Consider the following 16617-nt stretch of genomic DNA (forward strand, 5'->3'; position numbering starts at 1 on the left):
TTTAAAATTTTTAATTTCCCCAATATTTTTCCAGTAATCCTTGGTTTTATAATTTTACCAGGTATTTTGTAAAACGATTTCTCCGACTGATTCGTTTTTATTTCCAACTGTTTTTATAATGCTGTACCTTGTATAATTTTCAACTGTAACTTCAATAAGATAAGTTCCTGAGTTAAGGTTTTTTATTAAAAATTCTCCATTATCATCTCTGGCTTTAAAATCTTGGATTATTTTTTTTTGATTTGTAAAAGTATTAAGTTCAAAAACCTTAATCGAGAATGATTCAATAGGACTAAATCCACTATCTACAATCCTTCCCCAGATGTTAAAAGTTTCCTTCAGTGATGGAGCAGCAAAAAGGGGAATAGAAAGCAAGATAATGAAAAGTATTCTTTTCAGCATAACATTATAGGGGTTAAAACAGTTGATAAAGAGTTTTTATACGAAAGCGAAACTCTATGATTAGAGATTAGGTAATGGTTTTATTTTTTATAATTTATCTTAATGATTTTAAAGTCTCCTCCGCTGCTGTCTGCTGTAAACAGCCCTATTTTTCCAGGTGTTCGATTGTTTAGTTTTTCAACCATCAGCGAAGGGTCGGTTGCATTGTTTATATATGCTTTAACAGTTGTTCTGTCAATTACTAATTTCATGATAAACCAATCATTAGGGTTTGGTGGATTGATGATTTCTTTCTCAAAAACCGCATTGCTTTCCTTTCTTAATTTTTCCCAGGTAAAATCGGGATGCGAGATGTATTGCACAGCATGAATTCTCCGGACAGAATCTTTAGCAAAAAAATTGAAAGGACGGCAGTAAACAGCATCATAATTAATATCATCGACACCATGAAAGGCAATCCCAATAAAACTTCGCTGGAAAACATCCTGTCCCCGCATTTCGATTTCAATTGTGCCGTTTTTAAAGTCCCGGACAGGCAGCCAAACTATGCCTTCCTTTTTACTTTCCATTATTTTTAGATAAGCGCCGCTGTCACTGGAAACGATTTTGATCTCTCTATTTACTGATTTTAGCTTTCCTTTTTTGTACAGGCTCGCGAGTTCGAGGGTTTGTTGTCGTTGGCCCAATAAAAAGCAGGGGAGTAATATCAAAGTGAAAATAGAGCTAAATTTGATTTGCTTTTTCATTGAAATGCTATTTTAATTGTCTGCTAGTTTAAGTGTCCTACTGAGAATAGACCATATTTACTAGTGATTTCGATAAGGATGCTTGCTGTCTTTTGATAAAGATATTCTCATGTACAAATATATCATACATGTAAAATAGAATAGTTACCAGTTAGATAACAGAACTACCATTTTGATAAGCATTTCTGAATTCTTTTGGTGAGATCCCTGTCTGTGCCTTGAAGAAACGTGTCAGATGATTGGCTTGGGAGAATTGCAATAGGTATGAAATTTCATTTATATTAAGGTTGGTATAAGACAGCAGGGACTTTATTTCAAAAAGAATAAATTCATTTACCATTTCAGAAACGGTAACCCCGAACTGCTTTTTGATGCATTTGTTTAATGTTACCCTGCTGATACCTAACTGCTGCGCGTAATGGTCTATATTTCTTGTCGTGCGGACTTCATTTTGCAGAATCTCTTTAAACATAAATGCAATGCTGTTATTTTCTGTTTCTGAAGACAGAAGGTAATGCTCTGCATAGGCCCGGTTGAGTTTGATTAGTATAAAGTACAGCAGTGCCCTTATAATATGTTCGCTGTCGGATCTAAATGTTTTGATCTCACTGAGCAGCTCCTGAATTATATTCGTTAACTGTTTAAAGAAGTCATCATTAACCTTTAGATAGAGCGGTTTGGTTTTGTTGTAGAAAAACTGCAGCCTGAAAGAGAAGAGTTTATCTGAGAAGAAATTAGATAGGAAGCTGTCCTGGAAAAAGAGGAAATAACATTCGATCTTATTCTTGTCCAAAAACCATCTTCTTTTTTGAAATGGGGAAATAAAAATGACTGTATTATCTGAAATTTCAATTCTCTGCTGGTCCAGTTCTAAACAGCCGTTTCCTTTAGAGAAAAATATAAGTTCATAAAAATCGGTATGATGAAGCTCACTTTCAAAAAAATAATGGGGGATGTCTTTATACGTGCCAATATCAATTAGGAGCTCAACATTATATTTATTTTTTAAGAATTTAAATCTCTTCATTTTTAACGTTTTTCTCATTAGTTAGATGCGGATATTTAAATTGTAAGATTGACCATCTCATTTTGCTAACGATCATCGATACAAATCCAATGCAAGCCGGTAAAAATAGTTATTTAAACGCAAATTATGCGATAGGTTTGCATTCCAAGTTTGCACCTATCCAGGTTTTGAGAGCAGCTATTCATAAATCTACGTTTTTTATCCCAGAAGCATAACCGAGAAATTCATCGTAACTTATTTGGTGAACTTCGACCAGTCGTAATCAAAAAGGCCTTTGCTCGCTCTCTTAAAAACAAAGTATAGGTCATGTATGCCTGCCTGCTTCCCGGTAAAAGTGTGCTAAAAGGGTAAATGATAAATGTTTTAAGGAAACTGGGTGTAGAGCCGCAGGCTATTGAACAGCCTGACCTCAGTGTTCCGGAAAACAAAATGATGCTGGCTTTTTATTTGGCTGCACCTGAGGTTGAAAATGACAGAAGAGCACTAAATACATTTCAAGGGCTTAGACGTGGAAAGAAAGAGGGTAGGCATATGGGAATGGCTGCTTATGGATACGCTAATAAAATAACGGAGGATGGAAAAAAGTATATTGCCATTGTACCGGATAAAGCTGTAAAGGTTATTTGGATTTTTGAACAGATTGTAAAAAATATTTTTAGTACGGAATCTATTTATCAAATGGCCAAAGAAAAAGGTTTTGCTATTTCTAAGAATAACTTGTGGCTTATTATAAGAAATCCACTTTATTGCGGAAAGATTGTTGTTCCTAAGTACAGAGATGAAGAGGAGAGATGAAGAGGAGAGATGGGGCAATGGGCAGCATGAGCCAATAATCAGTGAGGGATTATTTTATCGGGTACAGGATGTTCTTGGACCTTGACGGGATTCGAACCATTACTTTTTACTGGAGATTTGAAGCTTCTACCGTAAAGATTAGTTAGTTAGTTAGTTAGTTAGTTAGTTAGTTAGTTAGTTAGTTAGTTAGTTAGTTAGTTAGTTAGTTAGTTAGTTAGTTAGTTAGTTAGTTCTTGTTTTCTTTTTGATTGTTTTTAATTTTTGTTTTGGCCGGTGAAAGTGGGGATTGTTGGAGTGGCTTTTTATTTTAATATTTTGGCTGCTTTGTGAAATATGTCGTGAAAGAATTGTTGATATTATTTTGGAGCAGGGATTTAATACAGTTTCGAACCTAATTTCGTCAGCAATTGATTTTATTGGATTTAGAATTTTCCAAAAGCCAATGTGCCACGATTCTGCCACAAAACTTTGAGAGGAGAAAATCTTAAAATTCACCTTAGTTATTTGTTTGAAAAAGGTCCACCCCAAATTGAAATGGACCAAGATTTTACAATGAAACTGAAATAAATGTTCAGTGCTGAAAAAAAAATCTGACAATGTGGGAAACCGTAAGGATATCTGATTTAATAAAAATACTTTTGATTAAACTGATTCAATTCTTAATAGAAAGAACTAAGTGCACGTAGTTAAAAACTGATAGAATTGAGCAATTTTAATGTCATCAAAATTAATAATAACCTTTAACAAAATTAACAATGAAAAAATTAGAATTAAAAAATTTGACAGTAAAGAAATTGAATAAGGAAGAATTGGCTACAGTAAAAGGAGGAAATATACCTGCGCAGACATCTGGTCAATGTAATCAAGATTCTGTGTGGCCAGTAAAATGTACATCAAGAGCATGGAATTGTACTACTAACTAATTATTTCAGAATACTTTGTTTATTCACTATTGTTAAATAAACAATTGTATTAGATAAGAGTAATTTTCATAATTAAATGGAAATTGCTCTTTCTTATATATATAAATATTTATAAAAAAGATAAATAAAATTGCTTGTAGAGTTTTATGATATGGATGAAATATTTTTAAAGATAGAGCAAAAAATTTGGGAGAGTTTTCATGACGAAGGAAAAATAGGTTTAATGGATGGTCTTTCGGGAATAGCTCTTTTTTATAATAGTCTATTTGAAGTTTTTGGAAATGAAGAGCATCATGATAAGCTTTTAAGTATTGTCGAAAAAATTAATAACCTCATTCAAGAGGAGAATACTTCAATGACTCTCTGTAGCGGAATAGCAGGATATGGCATAATGCTTTTAAGAATAAAAAATAATATTATCAATGTCGATAAAGAATATTTTGAAGCTATAGATTTATTGTTGCAAGAAGAACTTAATGAGCAAACAGTAGATAATAATTATGATTATTTACATGGTTCAATGGGGATTGCAAAATATTTTATAGAGCGTTACAAATCGACCAAGGATTCTCTAGCACTTGAAATCTTGAGCAAATTTACAAAAGAACTTATAGAAAAAATTAATTATAGTTTTGATGATGTAGTAGTTCAGTCCGTTTTTTCAAACAAGCATTGCTATTATTTTGGTTTGGCACACGGTGCAGCAGGGTATATAAATTTTTTAATTGATTTAAAAAGAAATGTTCCTGAAATAGAGGACGACATCGAAATACCATTAAAAGCTATAAAAGTTTTTTTAAACAATTATAAAAGGACAAATGGCTCAAAACAATTTTACCCGAATTTAATTATTTTAGAAGATAATTCACAGTTTGATCCATTGATTAGCTGGTGTCAGGGAGATTTGGGTATTTCTAATGCATTATTTAATTTAGGATTATATCTTAATGAAAATTCTATTTCTGAGGAAGCGCTAGAATTAATTAGAAATTTAGAAGATATTTCACTAATTGATTCTGGTGTAAAAGATTATACGATGTGCCACGGTTCGATCGGAATTATCCTTCAATATGATCTGATCTCTCAAGTTTCTGATACCGATTTCAATTATTCAATAAATAAATGGAGAAACATTCTATCTATTCAAACAAACGATTTTAATGAATTTTTAACCTATCATAATGGTTCATACGTGAAAGAAACTAATCTAATAACGGGCTTGGCAGGTGTAGGTATGGGAGAGCTTACCTTAAAAAAACACATTTCATCCCAATGGCTAAATATATTTAATTTACATTAATGTCAATTATTCCCTGATTAAAAAACAAAGTAAACCTACGTAAAGAATGATTTTTTTTGATAATATAGTAAAAAGAGTTGCAAATTTTTCAGTCCAATCTCATAATGAAAATAGAAAAAATAGAGTTGATTTTTTTAAGAATAATCAATTATTCAGACTTTCGATTTTAATTTCTTCAAGATCTTTATATGAAGATGTCAATAAAAGTAAGGATACAAAAGTTAAGAAATCTCTATCTAAATATTTTATCAGGGCACATTTTAATCCCACTCCATTTGGAGTATTTAATAGTGTTGGCGTGCTGAATTGGGGTAGCTCCACTTCGATAAAAAAACAAGAAGCATTGGCATTATCTGTTAAATATGACAGCCTGTTCTTATCAGGTCATATCCATTCAGATTCTGCGGCAGATTGGTTAAATAAAAGTTATTGTTTAAACCCTTCAATACATTTTTTAAATAGTACGAGAATTAGCTTTTATAAATCGGATGTTGAAAAGGGGGACAAAGTAGAGCTAAAATATGTGGAAATTGATTATGACGATAATTTAGAATGGGTAGTAAATAGATTTAAAAAAGCCGTTTTGCTTGAAGAGATACTAAACGAGATAATTTTAGATGGCTTTCAGAGAGATGAGGTAGAGCATTATTTAAAAAACATTATTGACTGCGGATTAATCATTGAATGTTTTCTTTTTTCTCCCTATGCAGAAAAATTATCAAAACCTAATTTCTATTTGCCTTCAGACCTTATAAAAAAAGATTTTCATCTATTGCACAATACAAGCGAAATTAATGATTTTTCGAAACAATATCTACTTGAGCAAGATGCTTTTTTCAAATCTAACAATTCAGGTGTAAAATATTCTCATGCGGTTAATTCATTTGATAGGGAGTTGGGGACTTTAGATTTTCATTTTAAAGAAAAAATTAAGCGTTATATTGATTTTGCTATTCAGTATAACTCGCACTCCACGCACAGGAATGATTTGCTAAACAAATTTAGCAGCAAAATTTCTGAACGTTACAATGATGGATTTATAGCGATGAGTAAGATATTTAATCCATATTCAGGTTTAGATTATACCTCTTTAGCTACACAATATGAGTTAAAATTAGATAGAAAAGTACTAGGGAAAATATTGGCTGAAACCGAAAACAATATCTATATGGATCTGCCTATTGATCCCAATATCGGAAAAAAGACGACCAAACTTCCCGCTAGCTTTAGTATTATGGCTGAAATACTAGTTTGTAAAAAGACGAATAAAGAAATTTTATATATTAAGTCATTAGGTTCTACTTCAGCTTTGAATTTAGTGGCTCGTTTTAGTGACATAACAAATGATCTGTGTCAAGAAATTGTTAGTTTTGAGAAAGAAATCAATGAAGGGAAGATAGTAGCTGACATCAATTGCATAGGTACATTTAGAAGTATAAATGTTTCGGCTAAAAAGCAATTTTATGACTTTTCAATACCTATTAACACGTCTGTTAATGAGGTAAATTCTATTTTAATGTCTGATATTTTTCTACATTTAAATGGAGGAGAAATGCGACTCGTATCTAAAAAGTATAAAAAACAGATTCTGCCAAAAATTACTTCCTCACTAAATCCTAATCTATCTGATTCTGAAGTATATAAATTTTTATATGATTTCGAATTTTATAACCAGGAAATTTATGGGATTAATTTTGATTTTAATTCGTATAGTTATTTTAAACCTTTTGTTCCAAGAATCTATCTTGAAAAGGATGTGTTGCTTTATCCGGCACAACTTTTATTGGTAGATAGAGATTATACTTTTGAGGAGTTTAAAATTTATTTTTCAGAAAATATCAAGGATTATAAATTCTCAACACTAATTAATTTATCTGAAGGCAGTGGTCAACTTGTGCTTGATACAGAAAATGAAGATGACATTAAAATCATTTTTGAAAAAGTCAAGGAGAAGAACTTTATTTATATAGCTGAATCCTTATATGATTCTTTTTATCCGGAAATTAGAGATAAGGCAGATTCAAATTATGCACATGAATTAGTTATAAGCGTTAAAAACAATGAATATTTTAGAAGCGACATTTCGTATGAAAGTATTGAGGAATTGTCCAACTGTGACCAAACAATTCCCATAGTTTCAGATTGGCTTTATTTGGAGTTATTTACAAATTCGTATTCTAGTAAAGATATTTTAAAATACGTTAGTAATAATATTCTAATAAATAAAGAAATATATTTATTCTTTTTTGTTAATTACCATAATCCTGATAGATGTATCAGATTAAGATTCAAAACTAATTCGCAAAAATGTAAAGAAGATATAATTAATAAAATTCACCATCTTAAAAATATAAATCTTATAAGTAATTATCATATAAAATTATATGATCAGGAAATTCAGAGATATGGTGGGATTAAATTAATGGAATTAGCCGAAACAATCTTTTCACTGGATAGCAAAAATGCTATAATGATGCTAACTGAAGGAGAATTATCGGATGAAGATGTTAAAATAGGGGCTATACTTAAAATAAAAAGTTACCTTGAACTATTTGATTTTTCAATAGATGAGATGATTGAATATTGCGAGCAATCAATTAAATTTTTCGAAAATGAATTTGATTTAACAGCAGATTTAAGAAAATCACTGAATAAAGATTTTTTAAATTTAAAATCTCAAATAAATAATTTTGCTTTCAATAGCTATTTGAGTAGCGATTGCATAAAAAGAAATATCGAAACAGAATTAGAAATTAAAAAATCGTACAGGCAGCGTTACGTTTCAATTTTGATACATATGAGTATGAACAGACATTTTGAAGATAATCATAGATTTAATGAATTTAAAACCTATTATTTAGCTAAAGCCTATTTAAACCAAATTAAATTTACAAAAAACGCATGATGAAGAAAATATTATTTATAGCATGTGTTTTCTTTTTCCAATTTGGATATTCTCAAGATAAAGTTAGTGAGGTTGAAAAGTTAGCATTAACAGCAAAGGTTTGGGGTTTTTTAAAATACTATCATCCAAATGTTGCAGACGGAAGCAAAAATTGGGATAAAGAATTGTTACAGATGCTACCTCAAATTGAAAAGGTGCAGACAGCAAATCAATTCTCAAAAATCATTGAAGATTTGGTAGACTCATTGGGAACAGTAAGAGAAGAAAATATTATTTTTTTGAAAGATGTTGCCTATTTTGACAAAAATTTTGATCTGTCTTGGATAAGTGAAAATAAGATCTTCTCGAACGATCTTTCCCGTAAGCTTAAGTTTATAGAGAAGAACAGGTATCAAGGCAAGCCCTTTTATGTTGGTCAAACGGAAGCAGGCAACGTATTTTTAATGAATGAAGATATTTCCGGCTTTAACTGGCAGAAGCAAGATCTGCGTCTTTTAGCACTTTTTAGATATTGGAATGTCATCGAGTATTTTTACCCATATAAATATTTGATGGATAATAATTGGAGTAAAACATTAGAACAGATGCTGCCTAATTTTTTAAACTTTAAAAATGAAGACGATTTCAAAATAGCAATGCTGAAATTAGTTGTTAGGATTAATGATACCCATTCAAGTTTTTATTTCACATTATCTAAAAACAGCGGAAAAATTAGAAAATTTCTGCCTATGAAGTGTATAATTTTGGATAAGAAAATGGTGGTAACTGAGATTTTAAGTGATACTTTGGCTAAACATTATGATATTAAGATTGGAGATGTTATAACCAAAGTAGATAATAAAACTATCTCGCAAATAATGGAAAATGAAAGAGATTATATAAGTGCTTCTAACGAGTCTGCATATCTTCGAAATCTAGTTTCAGAAATTTCTTCTAGTTATAATGATTTTATGGATTTAGAAATCTCACGTAACAAAATTATAACTAATAAAAGGATTGAATGTTCTGATTATAATTTATCACATAGTAACGAATTTAAAAAATCAAAAAGCGAAAAATATTATTTATTAGAAGATAATATTGGTTACGTAAATATGAGCAAGCTTAAGATTTCTGATGTTGCCGATATGTTCGCTAAATTTAGAGGCACACAGGCTATAATTTTAGATTCTAGAAACTATCCTAAAGGAGCAAATTTTGAAATTTCAAATTTTCTAAATTCCACATCCAAAGCTTTTGCGAAATATACTATTCCCGACCTTAGCTATCCTGGTAAGTTTTACTGGCAGAAAGAACTGCATTTTTGTGGTGCCCAAAATAAAGATAACTATAAAGGAAAAGTAATTGTACTGGTCAACGAAAACTCAGTAAGCCAATCTGAATGGGCTACAATGTGTTTTCAAACGGCAGATGATGCCACCGTAATTGGAAGTCAGACGTCAGGTGCAGATGGTAATACGAGCCATATTGATTTTGTTAAAGATTACGATGCTCCTTTTTCAGGAATTGGCGTTTACTATCCAGATGGGAGAGAAACTCAAAGGATTGGAATTGTTCCTGATATTAAAGTTGAGCGTACAGTTTTGGGTATTCAAAATGGTAAGGATGAAATTTTAGACCGTGCCATTCTTTTTATTAAGGATAAAAAATGATGATAAATTGATTACAGAATGTCTTTATGTTATGACCACATAATGTACCGCACTAAATTTATAGCGAAATGGTTGAGTTTATAAATTTACATGCTGATTCTGTCGCATCAGTTGCATAACCATTATCTTTAGGCCTTGAAATATATTAAATGAATACCAAAGGTCATTGTTATCCCAACGCTATTATTTTGCAGACCGTTTATCTCAAATTGGGTAATGTTGTGGATTAGGTGTTTTTATAGTTTAAACGATTGACTGACTGAAAAAGAAGATTAAATTTTAATTATTGAATAGATAAAGAGACGTTCAGCAGATCGTCTCTTTCATTTTTGTCTTTTAATGCGCTTTAAAATGCTTTTGCCTTTCCTTAGCGTTTCAATTCGGGTCATGAAAATAAGATGTAATTTCTGCAATGGGAAATGCATAAAAAATGGATTTCAATCTAACGGAAATAAACGTTGCAAATGTTGCGTTTTGAATGGTGATGGGCGATAGGGCTGGAACGTCACTTTATTTAAAGAGCAGATTATTAAATTCTCTTTTAAGCTTTAGTTAGTTAGTTAGTTAGTTAGTTAGTTAGTTAGTTAGTTAGTTAGTTAGTTAGTTAGTTAGTTAGTTAGTTAGTTAGTTAGTTAGTTTAAGATTTTTTTTATCTTTATTTTGGCTGGTGAGAGGGGAGTTGGGAAAAGAGTGCGGTTGATTTTACTGGCAGATGTATTTGATAGTTATTCGATTTCTGACGGTTTCATAAGATTTTGCAAGAAATGGTTAGAGTTTTATCCCTTGCAAAAGAGATTTTTTAGTTTTCTCCATCTCTTTATTTTTACTTTGATTTTTTATGCGGATTGTAATCTCATTTGCAAGATGCAGCTCGACTAAGGCTTAAATTTGGTTTGCCTTCTTTCAGAACACACAGTGACCTCGACTGAACAATTTACAAATCATTTTATGAACGATTTAGAGAAATTAGTCTATTTTCAAGTTAGTTTGTTAGATATTTACTTTAAATTTTAATTATAAAGCGGTTTGTATATATCGTAAGGGTCAAATGTTAAAATTCATTAATTTTGATGAACACTAAAAAATGAACAAAAAATCAAATTTTTACAGATAAATTTAAATTATAATTTTGAAAATATTCATATCAAAATTTGTCGAAGATAAATTTTGATTCTTATTATTTTGTTTTTTACAATTTTCAACAATTTCAGGAAAGGTAAAAGTCAAAATTATCAATGATTAAGTAAAAAAAAGACAACTTGAAAAGTTGTCTTTTGAGCAGTAAAATAGAAAAGTTACTTTTTGCAATCTTTCGGAGCACAAGTACCCGAATTGTCATTACAGCAATGCGTTGAACATTTTTCAGTGCAGCTTTTCTTAGTATCAGTTTTTGATAAGTTCGCATAAGCGAAGATGCTTCCAGCAGACAATACCAATGCTGCAAGAGTAAGGTACATTTTGTTTTTCATAATTTTAATTTTTAATGATTAATATTACTTAAGACGTACTAATCTAAAAATGATGCAAGCTTTGCTGATTTTTTTTCTAACAGCCTGAATTTTGTATATAGGAAGCTTCCATAAATGATTCTTGGATATCAGCATTTTCCTCCGCTGCATGATTTTTTAGAGGTAACATTCATAACATTTCCACGGCGGTCTAATTCAATACTGCAGCAGTCCAGCAGCATTTCCTTTAATCTGGATCTGCCTCTCTGCACCCTAGATCTTATGGACGGATAAGCAAGGCTGTATTTTTCTGTTAAATCTTTCTGTTTGATTCCATGTATTTCACTATCCATGATAATATCCCGATAGTCTTCCGGCAGCCGCTCAATGAATTTTATTAGACAACAGTCCAGACTTTCTGTATTATCAAAATCTGTTTCATGCATTATTTTTTGCATGATGCATTCGGTCAGTTCTGATTTCTTTTGATTGGAATTTTTTCGGTAATAGTCAATAATGGAATTTCTTGTGATGGTGAAAATCCAGCTTTTTAATTTGCTTTCATCAGTCAGTGAACCTAAATTCTCGTTTATCTTTATAAAAACTTCCTGCAAGACATCAGATGCATCGCCCGTATCATTTATACGGGCCTTAATATATTTGCCCAAGATGATGTAAAACTGATTGTGAATAGTATTTATTTCCAAACTCATAGATTTTATGCTCTGTCTATACAGAAAGTTAGATTAACAACAATTGATTTTACTTCTTAAATTATTCCAGATATGGGCTGTTTTTGGCATGCATAAGAAAACATGAAGAATTGCCATTATGCTAGCTCCCGGCAAAAGATTTATAATTAATAAATTAAAAAAGTTTGGAGATTGATTTATATTAGAAATCATTAATTCCCCATTTTCAAAAGTAAATCTGATGGAGAGGTACACTGCAATTGACGCAAAATGAAAGCCATTTACGAATAAATGGACAATATATTCCCAGCGTGGCAGGCCTCCCATAAACTGTCTGCTGTCTTTTTCTATAAAAGCGTCGTAGCCGAGTACCATTATATCTAAAAGGACAATGATTAAGCCTATTACAAAACTAGTATGATTATCTTGTTTCAAGAACAAAAAATAAAGGATGGCTGGAAAGAAAAGAGCTCTCAAAGTATGGGTAATGTGCTCGGTTTTACTTTCTTCCCGATTGTGGAGCTGGTATTTGAAAATATGCAGATAAAAGCCGTCATACAAGGCCAAGACTGCAAAAAGGACAAGAAAGAAGGATGAAATGATAATTGCTGTTTCCATTTTATTTATAATTGATTATAAAAGCAAAACTATTGGAAAGTATAATTAGCAAAAAGGACAAATGTCCTCGAATTTACTGGGCAATTTCTTTTCTGATCCTGCTCAGCGTCCTTCGTGTAATCCCTAGATAGCTTGCAATATCATTTACTGAAGCCTTGTTTACAACTGCAGGCTGTTCCTTAAGCATGCGCATGTATTTTTCCTTTGCGCTTTCATTGCACAAAACACTTGCATACTGTTCCATCACCATATACTGCTGCTCGGCAATTGTTCTTCCGATATTCTGCCAGAGAGGACTCTTTTGATAGAGAATCTGCAGGTCATTAAAACTGATTGTTATAAGTTCCGTATCTTCTACAGCCTGAATGCAAAGTTCTGAAGGCTGCTGCGAAATAAAGCTCTTGTAGGAAGCTGTCAAATTATTTTCTGCGCAGAAACACGAAGTCACTTCTTCGGATTTTTCATTTATATAGTAAGTTCTGAGCAGTCCTTTTTTAATAAAAGCGGCTTCATGTGAGGTTTTGCCTAATTCTGCAAAAAAACTGTTTCTAGGTAATGTCCTTGTTTTGAAATACGGGCTGTAGTTTTCAAATTCCTGATCGCTTAGAGGCACTACGTTCTGTAAAAATAATTTAAAATTTTCCATAACAGGCTTTTTTTTCAATGTATTAATGTGCTTTTCAAACCATAAGCGAATAAACATCGGGAAAAGAACTCTCTTCAATTGCTCTATTCTGCTCTTCAATACTTTTTAAAGTCTGCTCCAATGCGTGGAGGTTTGCATGCATATCCGATATTATTGCAATTCTCATATTCTTTTAAGCAGTTTCTGCTGGCAACTGTTTTGTGAAATATTTCTTTCTGAACCAGAATGCAAGGTTTACCAGTGCAATAAGAGCAGGCACTTCCACCAAAGGCCCGATAACACCTGCAAAGGCCTGGCCGCTGTTTATTCCAAAAACTCCGATTGCCACGGCAATTGCCAATTCAAAATTATTTCCGGTTGCTGTAAAAGCGATAGAGGTGGCTTTTGAATAGTCGGCACCAAAATATTTCCCTGTAAAAAAGCTGATGACAAACATCAAAGTAAAGTAAATCGCCAGCGGTATTGCAATACGCACAACGTCCATTGGGATCTGAACGATCAGTTCCCCTTTCAGGCTGAACATTACAATGATCGTAAAAAGCAATGAAATTAGAGTAATCGGTGAGATCAACGGCACATACCTAGTTTCGAACCATTCATAGCCTTTCAGCACAATAAGTGCATAACGGCTTATGATTCCAAGAGCAAAAGGAATACCTAGATAGATGCCGACACTCTCGGCAATCTGGGCAATACTAATATTCACCTCGAAACCGTCATATCCAAAATAGGGAGGAAGAATGGTAATAAAGATGTACGCGTATACACTGTAAAGCAGCACCTGAAAAATACTGTTCAGGGCAATAAGTCCAGCTGCATACTCACGGTTTCCGTCGGCCAGATCGTTCCATACCACAACCATTGCAATACAGCGAGCCAGGCCGATCAGAATCACTCCAATCATGTATTCAGGATATCCGCTTAAAAACAGGAGCGCCAACAAAAACATCAAAACGGGGCCTACGATCCAGTTCAGGAATAAAGAAGCACCTAAGACTTTAGTGTTTTTGAAAACCTGACCCATCTGCTCGTATTTTACTTTTGCCAGAGGCGGGTACATCATCAGGATAAGTCCTATTGCCAATGGAATGTTTGTGGTGCCGCTGGAAAAAGAATTGATGAAATCTCCGCTTGAAGGAATAAAGTATCCTATTGCCACGCCTACAGCCATAGCAAGGAAAATCCAAAGGGTTAAGAAGCGGTCAAGGAAGCTTAATTTTTTGCGTCCGACCACTGGTGCACAGTTATCTGCTGCCATTTTATTTTTTTATTTGTGAGAATACGTAAAACATTTCAGTTCCTATCTGCCCGCTGCGCTCCAGATAAGTTTCTTTCTGCTGAGGGGTTCCGTCAGAAATTTTTGGATCTTCAAAAGTGAGCGGGATTCTTTTCTCAGCGCCTGCTATAAACGGGCACCCGCCGTCAGCCTGCGAGCAGGTCATTATTGCGGCAAATCCGCTTTCAGGATTGAAATCATCATCATAGGTTTTGGAAAAACCGATGACAGGAAGTTCGTCAGCTGCATATTTTATGGAATAAACGGGGTTTGATCCCTCTGAAAGCGTTTTGATTCTAAATCCCGAATCCTTCAAAGTTTCAGCGGCCATCGGGAACAGGGCAGTAGCTTCAGTTCCCCCTGAATAGCATGAAACGTTTTTGATATTGTAATAGGCAGCCGCAGTCTGCGCCCAAACCTGCGAGAGATGGCTTCTTCTGGAATTGTGCGTGCAGATTAGGTTTAGTCTGGTTTCCAGATTGCTGTCCACTTTAGTCTGAATGAAGTCGATTAATGGCTGCAGGACTGCTTTGCGATCTTCGGAGATCTGCTTAAAATCAAATGATTTAACGGTATTCTCAATTTCTGAATATAACATAGTTTTTTGGCTGTAAAGGTTTGTTAATTATCTGTTTAATGATTAGCAGCATCCTCCGCCCGGAGTGCATGAATTAGCATTGTCAGTATTTAACTGAGATAATTTTACTTTAGGCTTATCAGATGGAATACCGCATTGCTCCTGAGCAAGACAGGCTGTCTGTTTATTTAGTAAAGTGAAGTTTTTACCGTTAAAATCCAAATCGTATTTACCGATAGTAGTGTTCTGGTATTCCACTTCAATTTCGTTGTCTTCAATTCCCAATACTTTTTCTGAAAGCTCAATGATGTGGATCAGCTTCTGTGGTTTAAGCCTGTGCTCGTAGTCGTTGGCATCCCAAAGCTGGAAGTTTACAGCAGTTTCTTTTCTTAGTGTTCCTCCGCAGTCGATGAAGTTTTTGGTAACTAAGCCTACTTCGGTTACGTGAAAATATTCCGGTACAAATGTGCCGTCCGGCAGTTCAAAATTTACAGCTTCCACTGTTTTAAGCACTTCTTTAATTTCTGAAAGTTTCATATTTTTATATTTAGTTAGACTATATTTTTTATTAAATAATTAGGGAGCTTCTTCTTTCAAGAAGCGCAGTATCCCTCCAGATACCATTCTGTTTTCCGATTTTCTCCCTTGTTCCAAGTATCCTGAAGCCTGCTTTTTCATGGATGCGCAGGCTTGCTGTATTCTCGGGAAAGATCCCTGCCTGAAGCGTCCAGATTCCTTCCGCTTCGCTCTGTCGGACAAGTTCATTTAAGAGGGTAAGCCCAATTCCCTTTCCCGAATGTGCAGGATCCACGTATACACTCACTTCTGCAACTCCCGCATAAACGCAGCGGGAAGAAACAGGGGTAAGGGCAGCCCAGCCAATCACTTTGCCATCTTCCTGCATTGTAATTCTGCAGGATGCCAGATGGGACTGGTCCCAGTCTTCCCATGAAGGGGCGCTGGTCTGGAAGGTGGCATTGCCGGTGTCGATTCCTTTTTGGTAGATTATTTTTACCTGATCCCAGTGTTTGTCCGAAAGTTTTCTGATTTCCATATCTTTTAGATTAACAGCATTCGCTTCTCTTTTTTGCAAGATTTGCTGATATATGCTCAAAAAAGCCTTTTATCTTTTCCAGTCCGGGTTCATTGATGCAGTAGCAGATAGAATTTCCTTCGATGCTTCCTTTAATCAGACCTGCATTTTTCAATTCTTTCAAATGCTGTGAAACTGTCGGCTGCGAAAGGGGAAGTTCGTTTACAATATCTCCGCAGATGCAGGCATCCACTTTTAATAAGTATTCCATAATAGCAATACGCGCAGGATGGCCTAATGCTTTGGCTAAAACAGCCAGCTCATTCTGGCTTTCTGTAAAGTGATCTGTTTTTGTTGTTCCCATCGTCTTATATTTATATTGCAATATTACGATATACAATTTAAAGAAAAAAAGATTTTATGTTTTTCTTTTGCTGGGTAAGATGCATGATCCGCAGAGGGCGCCCAGATTGTCCATAGCCGCGGTAAAGAAGGAAAGCAGTACCTGAATTATTTTTTAACGGCAGCTGAAAATGAGGCAGAGCTTATAAAATCATAGGTGCGGCGGAAGATTGCG

General features: G+C 33.6%; 17 protein-coding genes and 2 pseudogenes. 6 read left to right on the plus strand and 13 right to left on the minus strand.

Going from position 1 to position 16617, the window contains the following annotated elements; all coding sequences use genetic code 11:
• Positions 1-54: 54 nt before the first annotated feature.
• The 3 genes from SOM12_RS04265 to SOM12_RS04275 form a co-directional block, all read right to left on the minus strand.
• Positions 55-402 (minus strand): carboxypeptidase-like regulatory domain-containing protein, encoded by a 348-nt coding sequence (locus tag SOM12_RS04265; RefSeq protein WP_320492504.1) that lies wholly within the window; start codon positions 400-402, stop codon positions 55-57.
• Between the two features lie 80 nt (positions 403-482).
• The gene (locus tag SOM12_RS04270) at positions 483-1148 is read right to left on the minus strand and encodes a hypothetical protein (protein WP_320492505.1); all 666 of its coding nucleotides are present in this window, start codon (positions 1146-1148) and stop codon (positions 483-485) included.
• Positions 1149-1299: 151 nt separating this feature from the next.
• Positions 1300-2175 (minus strand): AraC family transcriptional regulator, encoded by an 876-nt coding sequence (locus SOM12_RS04275; protein WP_320492506.1) that lies wholly within the window; start codon positions 2173-2175, stop codon positions 1300-1302.
• A gap of 537 nt (positions 2176-2712) precedes the next feature.
• On the opposite strand from SOM12_RS04275, the pseudogene SOM12_RS24120 reads away from it, so the two are divergent.
• The 6 genes and pseudogenes from SOM12_RS24120 to SOM12_RS24170 form a co-directional block, all read left to right on the plus strand.
• A pseudogene (locus tag SOM12_RS24120) lies at positions 2713-3055 on the plus strand (recombinase family protein).
• A gap of 670 nt (positions 3056-3725) precedes the next feature.
• A complete protein-coding gene (locus SOM12_RS04285; RefSeq protein ID WP_320492508.1) occupies positions 3726-3893 on the plus strand; it encodes a TIGR04149 family rSAM-modified RiPP in 168 nt (55 codons plus the stop codon).
• Positions 3894-4044: 151 nt separating this feature from the next.
• The gene (locus SOM12_RS04290) at positions 4045-5193 is read left to right on the plus strand and encodes a lanthionine synthetase LanC family protein (protein ID WP_320492509.1); all 1149 of its coding nucleotides are present in this window, start codon (positions 4045-4047) and stop codon (positions 5191-5193) included.
• A 46-nt stretch (positions 5194-5239) separates the two neighbouring features.
• The gene (locus SOM12_RS04295) at positions 5240-8098 is read left to right on the plus strand and encodes a thiopeptide-type bacteriocin biosynthesis protein (protein ID WP_320492510.1); all 2859 of its coding nucleotides are present in this window, start codon (positions 5240-5242) and stop codon (positions 8096-8098) included.
• On the plus strand, positions 8095-9750 hold the full coding sequence (locus SOM12_RS04300; RefSeq protein WP_320492511.1) for a S41 family peptidase: 1656 nt from the start codon (positions 8095-8097) through the stop codon (positions 9748-9750). Before SOM12_RS04295 ends, SOM12_RS04300 begins: the two co-directional genes overlap by 4 nt.
• A gap of 387 nt (positions 9751-10137) precedes the next feature.
• Positions 10138-10221, plus strand: a pseudogene (locus SOM12_RS24170) (IS1 family transposase); the annotation flags it as partial.
• A gap of 824 nt (positions 10222-11045) precedes the next feature.
• Here SOM12_RS24170 and SOM12_RS04305 read toward each other — a convergent pair.
• The 10 genes from SOM12_RS04305 to SOM12_RS04350 form a co-directional block, all read right to left on the minus strand.
• The gene (locus SOM12_RS04305; RefSeq protein ID WP_320492512.1) at positions 11046-11219 is read right to left on the minus strand and encodes a hypothetical protein; all 174 of its coding nucleotides are present in this window, start codon (positions 11217-11219) and stop codon (positions 11046-11048) included.
• 128 nt (positions 11220-11347) lie between these two features.
• On the minus strand, positions 11348-11911 hold the full coding sequence (gene sigZ / locus SOM12_RS04310) for an RNA polymerase sigma factor SigZ (protein WP_320492513.1): 564 nt from the start codon (positions 11909-11911) through the stop codon (positions 11348-11350).
• A gap of 33 nt (positions 11912-11944) precedes the next feature.
• Positions 11945-12508, minus strand: a complete 564-nt coding sequence (locus tag SOM12_RS04315) for a hypothetical protein (RefSeq protein WP_320492514.1) — start codon at positions 12506-12508, stop codon at positions 11945-11947.
• Between the two features lie 73 nt (positions 12509-12581).
• Positions 12582-13154 (minus strand): Crp/Fnr family transcriptional regulator, encoded by a 573-nt coding sequence (locus SOM12_RS04320; RefSeq protein ID WP_320492515.1) that lies wholly within the window; start codon positions 13152-13154, stop codon positions 12582-12584.
• A gap of 34 nt (positions 13155-13188) precedes the next feature.
• Entirely contained in the window at positions 13189-13320 is a 132-nt protein-coding gene (locus SOM12_RS04325) for a hypothetical protein (protein ID WP_320492516.1), read from the minus strand.
• 6 nt (positions 13321-13326) lie between these two features.
• Complete coding sequence (gene arsB, locus SOM12_RS04330; RefSeq protein ID WP_320492517.1) at positions 13327-14412, minus strand: ACR3 family arsenite efflux transporter; 1086 nt, start codon at positions 14410-14412, stop codon at positions 13327-13329.
• A 1-nt stretch (position 14413) separates the two neighbouring features.
• Positions 14414-15028 (minus strand): protein-tyrosine-phosphatase, encoded by a 615-nt coding sequence (locus SOM12_RS04335; protein WP_320492518.1) that lies wholly within the window; start codon positions 15026-15028, stop codon positions 14414-14416.
• Positions 15029-15070: 42 nt separating this feature from the next.
• Positions 15071-15544, minus strand: coding sequence for a DUF6428 family protein (locus tag SOM12_RS04340; protein WP_320492519.1), 474 nt, complete (start codon positions 15542-15544; stop codon positions 15071-15073).
• A gap of 31 nt (positions 15545-15575) precedes the next feature.
• Positions 15576-16061 (minus strand): N-acetyltransferase family protein, encoded by a 486-nt coding sequence (locus SOM12_RS04345; protein WP_320492520.1) that lies wholly within the window; start codon positions 16059-16061, stop codon positions 15576-15578.
• Between the two features lie 10 nt (positions 16062-16071).
• Entirely contained in the window at positions 16072-16404 is a 333-nt protein-coding gene (locus SOM12_RS04350; protein ID WP_219071321.1) for an ArsR/SmtB family transcription factor, read from the minus strand.
• Positions 16405-16617 lie beyond the last annotated feature (213 nt).

The sequence above is a fragment of the Flavobacterium sp. CFBP9031 genome (genome assembly GCF_034044945.1).
In the GTDB taxonomy this organism is placed as follows: domain Bacteria; phylum Bacteroidota; class Bacteroidia; order Flavobacteriales; family Flavobacteriaceae; genus Flavobacterium.

What these genes read in the sequence shown, in the direction of transcription:
- SOM12_RS04265 (WP_320492504.1), bottom strand. Translation starts at nt 402, where the DNA reads ATGCTGAAAAGAATACTTTTCATTATCTTGCTTTCTATTCCCCTTTTT.
- SOM12_RS04270 (WP_320492505.1), bottom strand. Translation starts at nt 1,148, where the DNA reads ATGAAAAAGCAAATCAAATTTAGCTCTATTTTCACTTTGATATTACTC.
- SOM12_RS04275 (WP_320492506.1), bottom strand. Translation starts at nt 2,175, where the DNA reads ATGAAGAGATTTAAATTCTTAAAAAATAAATATAATGTTGAGCTCCTA.
- SOM12_RS04285 (WP_320492508.1), top strand. Translation starts at nt 3,726, where the DNA reads ATGAAAAAATTAGAATTAAAAAATTTGACAGTAAAGAAATTGAATAAG.
- SOM12_RS04290 (WP_320492509.1), top strand. Translation starts at nt 4,045, where the DNA reads ATGGATGAAATATTTTTAAAGATAGAGCAAAAAATTTGGGAGAGTTTT.
- SOM12_RS04295 (WP_320492510.1), top strand. Translation starts at nt 5,240, where the DNA reads ATGATTTTTTTTGATAATATAGTAAAAAGAGTTGCAAATTTTTCAGTC.
- SOM12_RS04300 (WP_320492511.1), top strand. Translation starts at nt 8,095, where the DNA reads ATGATGAAGAAAATATTATTTATAGCATGTGTTTTCTTTTTCCAATTT.
- SOM12_RS04305 (WP_320492512.1), bottom strand. Translation starts at nt 11,219, where the DNA reads ATGAAAAACAAAATGTACCTTACTCTTGCAGCATTGGTATTGTCTGCT.
- sigZ (WP_320492513.1), bottom strand. Translation starts at nt 11,911, where the DNA reads ATGAGTTTGGAAATAAATACTATTCACAATCAGTTTTACATCATCTTG.
- SOM12_RS04315 (WP_320492514.1), bottom strand. Translation starts at nt 12,508, where the DNA reads ATGGAAACAGCAATTATCATTTCATCCTTCTTTCTTGTCCTTTTTGCA.
- SOM12_RS04320 (WP_320492515.1), bottom strand. Translation starts at nt 13,154, where the DNA reads ATGGAAAATTTTAAATTATTTTTACAGAACGTAGTGCCTCTAAGCGAT.
- SOM12_RS04325 (WP_320492516.1), bottom strand. Translation starts at nt 13,320, where the DNA reads ATGAGAATTGCAATAATATCGGATATGCATGCAAACCTCCACGCATTG.
- arsB (WP_320492517.1), bottom strand. Translation starts at nt 14,412, where the DNA reads ATGGCAGCAGATAACTGTGCACCAGTGGTCGGACGCAAAAAATTAAGC.
- SOM12_RS04335 (WP_320492518.1), bottom strand. Translation starts at nt 15,028, where the DNA reads ATGTTATATTCAGAAATTGAGAATACCGTTAAATCATTTGATTTTAAG.
- SOM12_RS04340 (WP_320492519.1), bottom strand. Translation starts at nt 15,544, where the DNA reads ATGAAACTTTCAGAAATTAAAGAAGTGCTTAAAACAGTGGAAGCTGTA.
- SOM12_RS04345 (WP_320492520.1), bottom strand. Translation starts at nt 16,061, where the DNA reads ATGGAAATCAGAAAACTTTCGGACAAACACTGGGATCAGGTAAAAATA.
- SOM12_RS04350 (WP_219071321.1), bottom strand. Translation starts at nt 16,404, where the DNA reads ATGGGAACAACAAAAACAGATCACTTTACAGAAAGCCAGAATGAGCTG.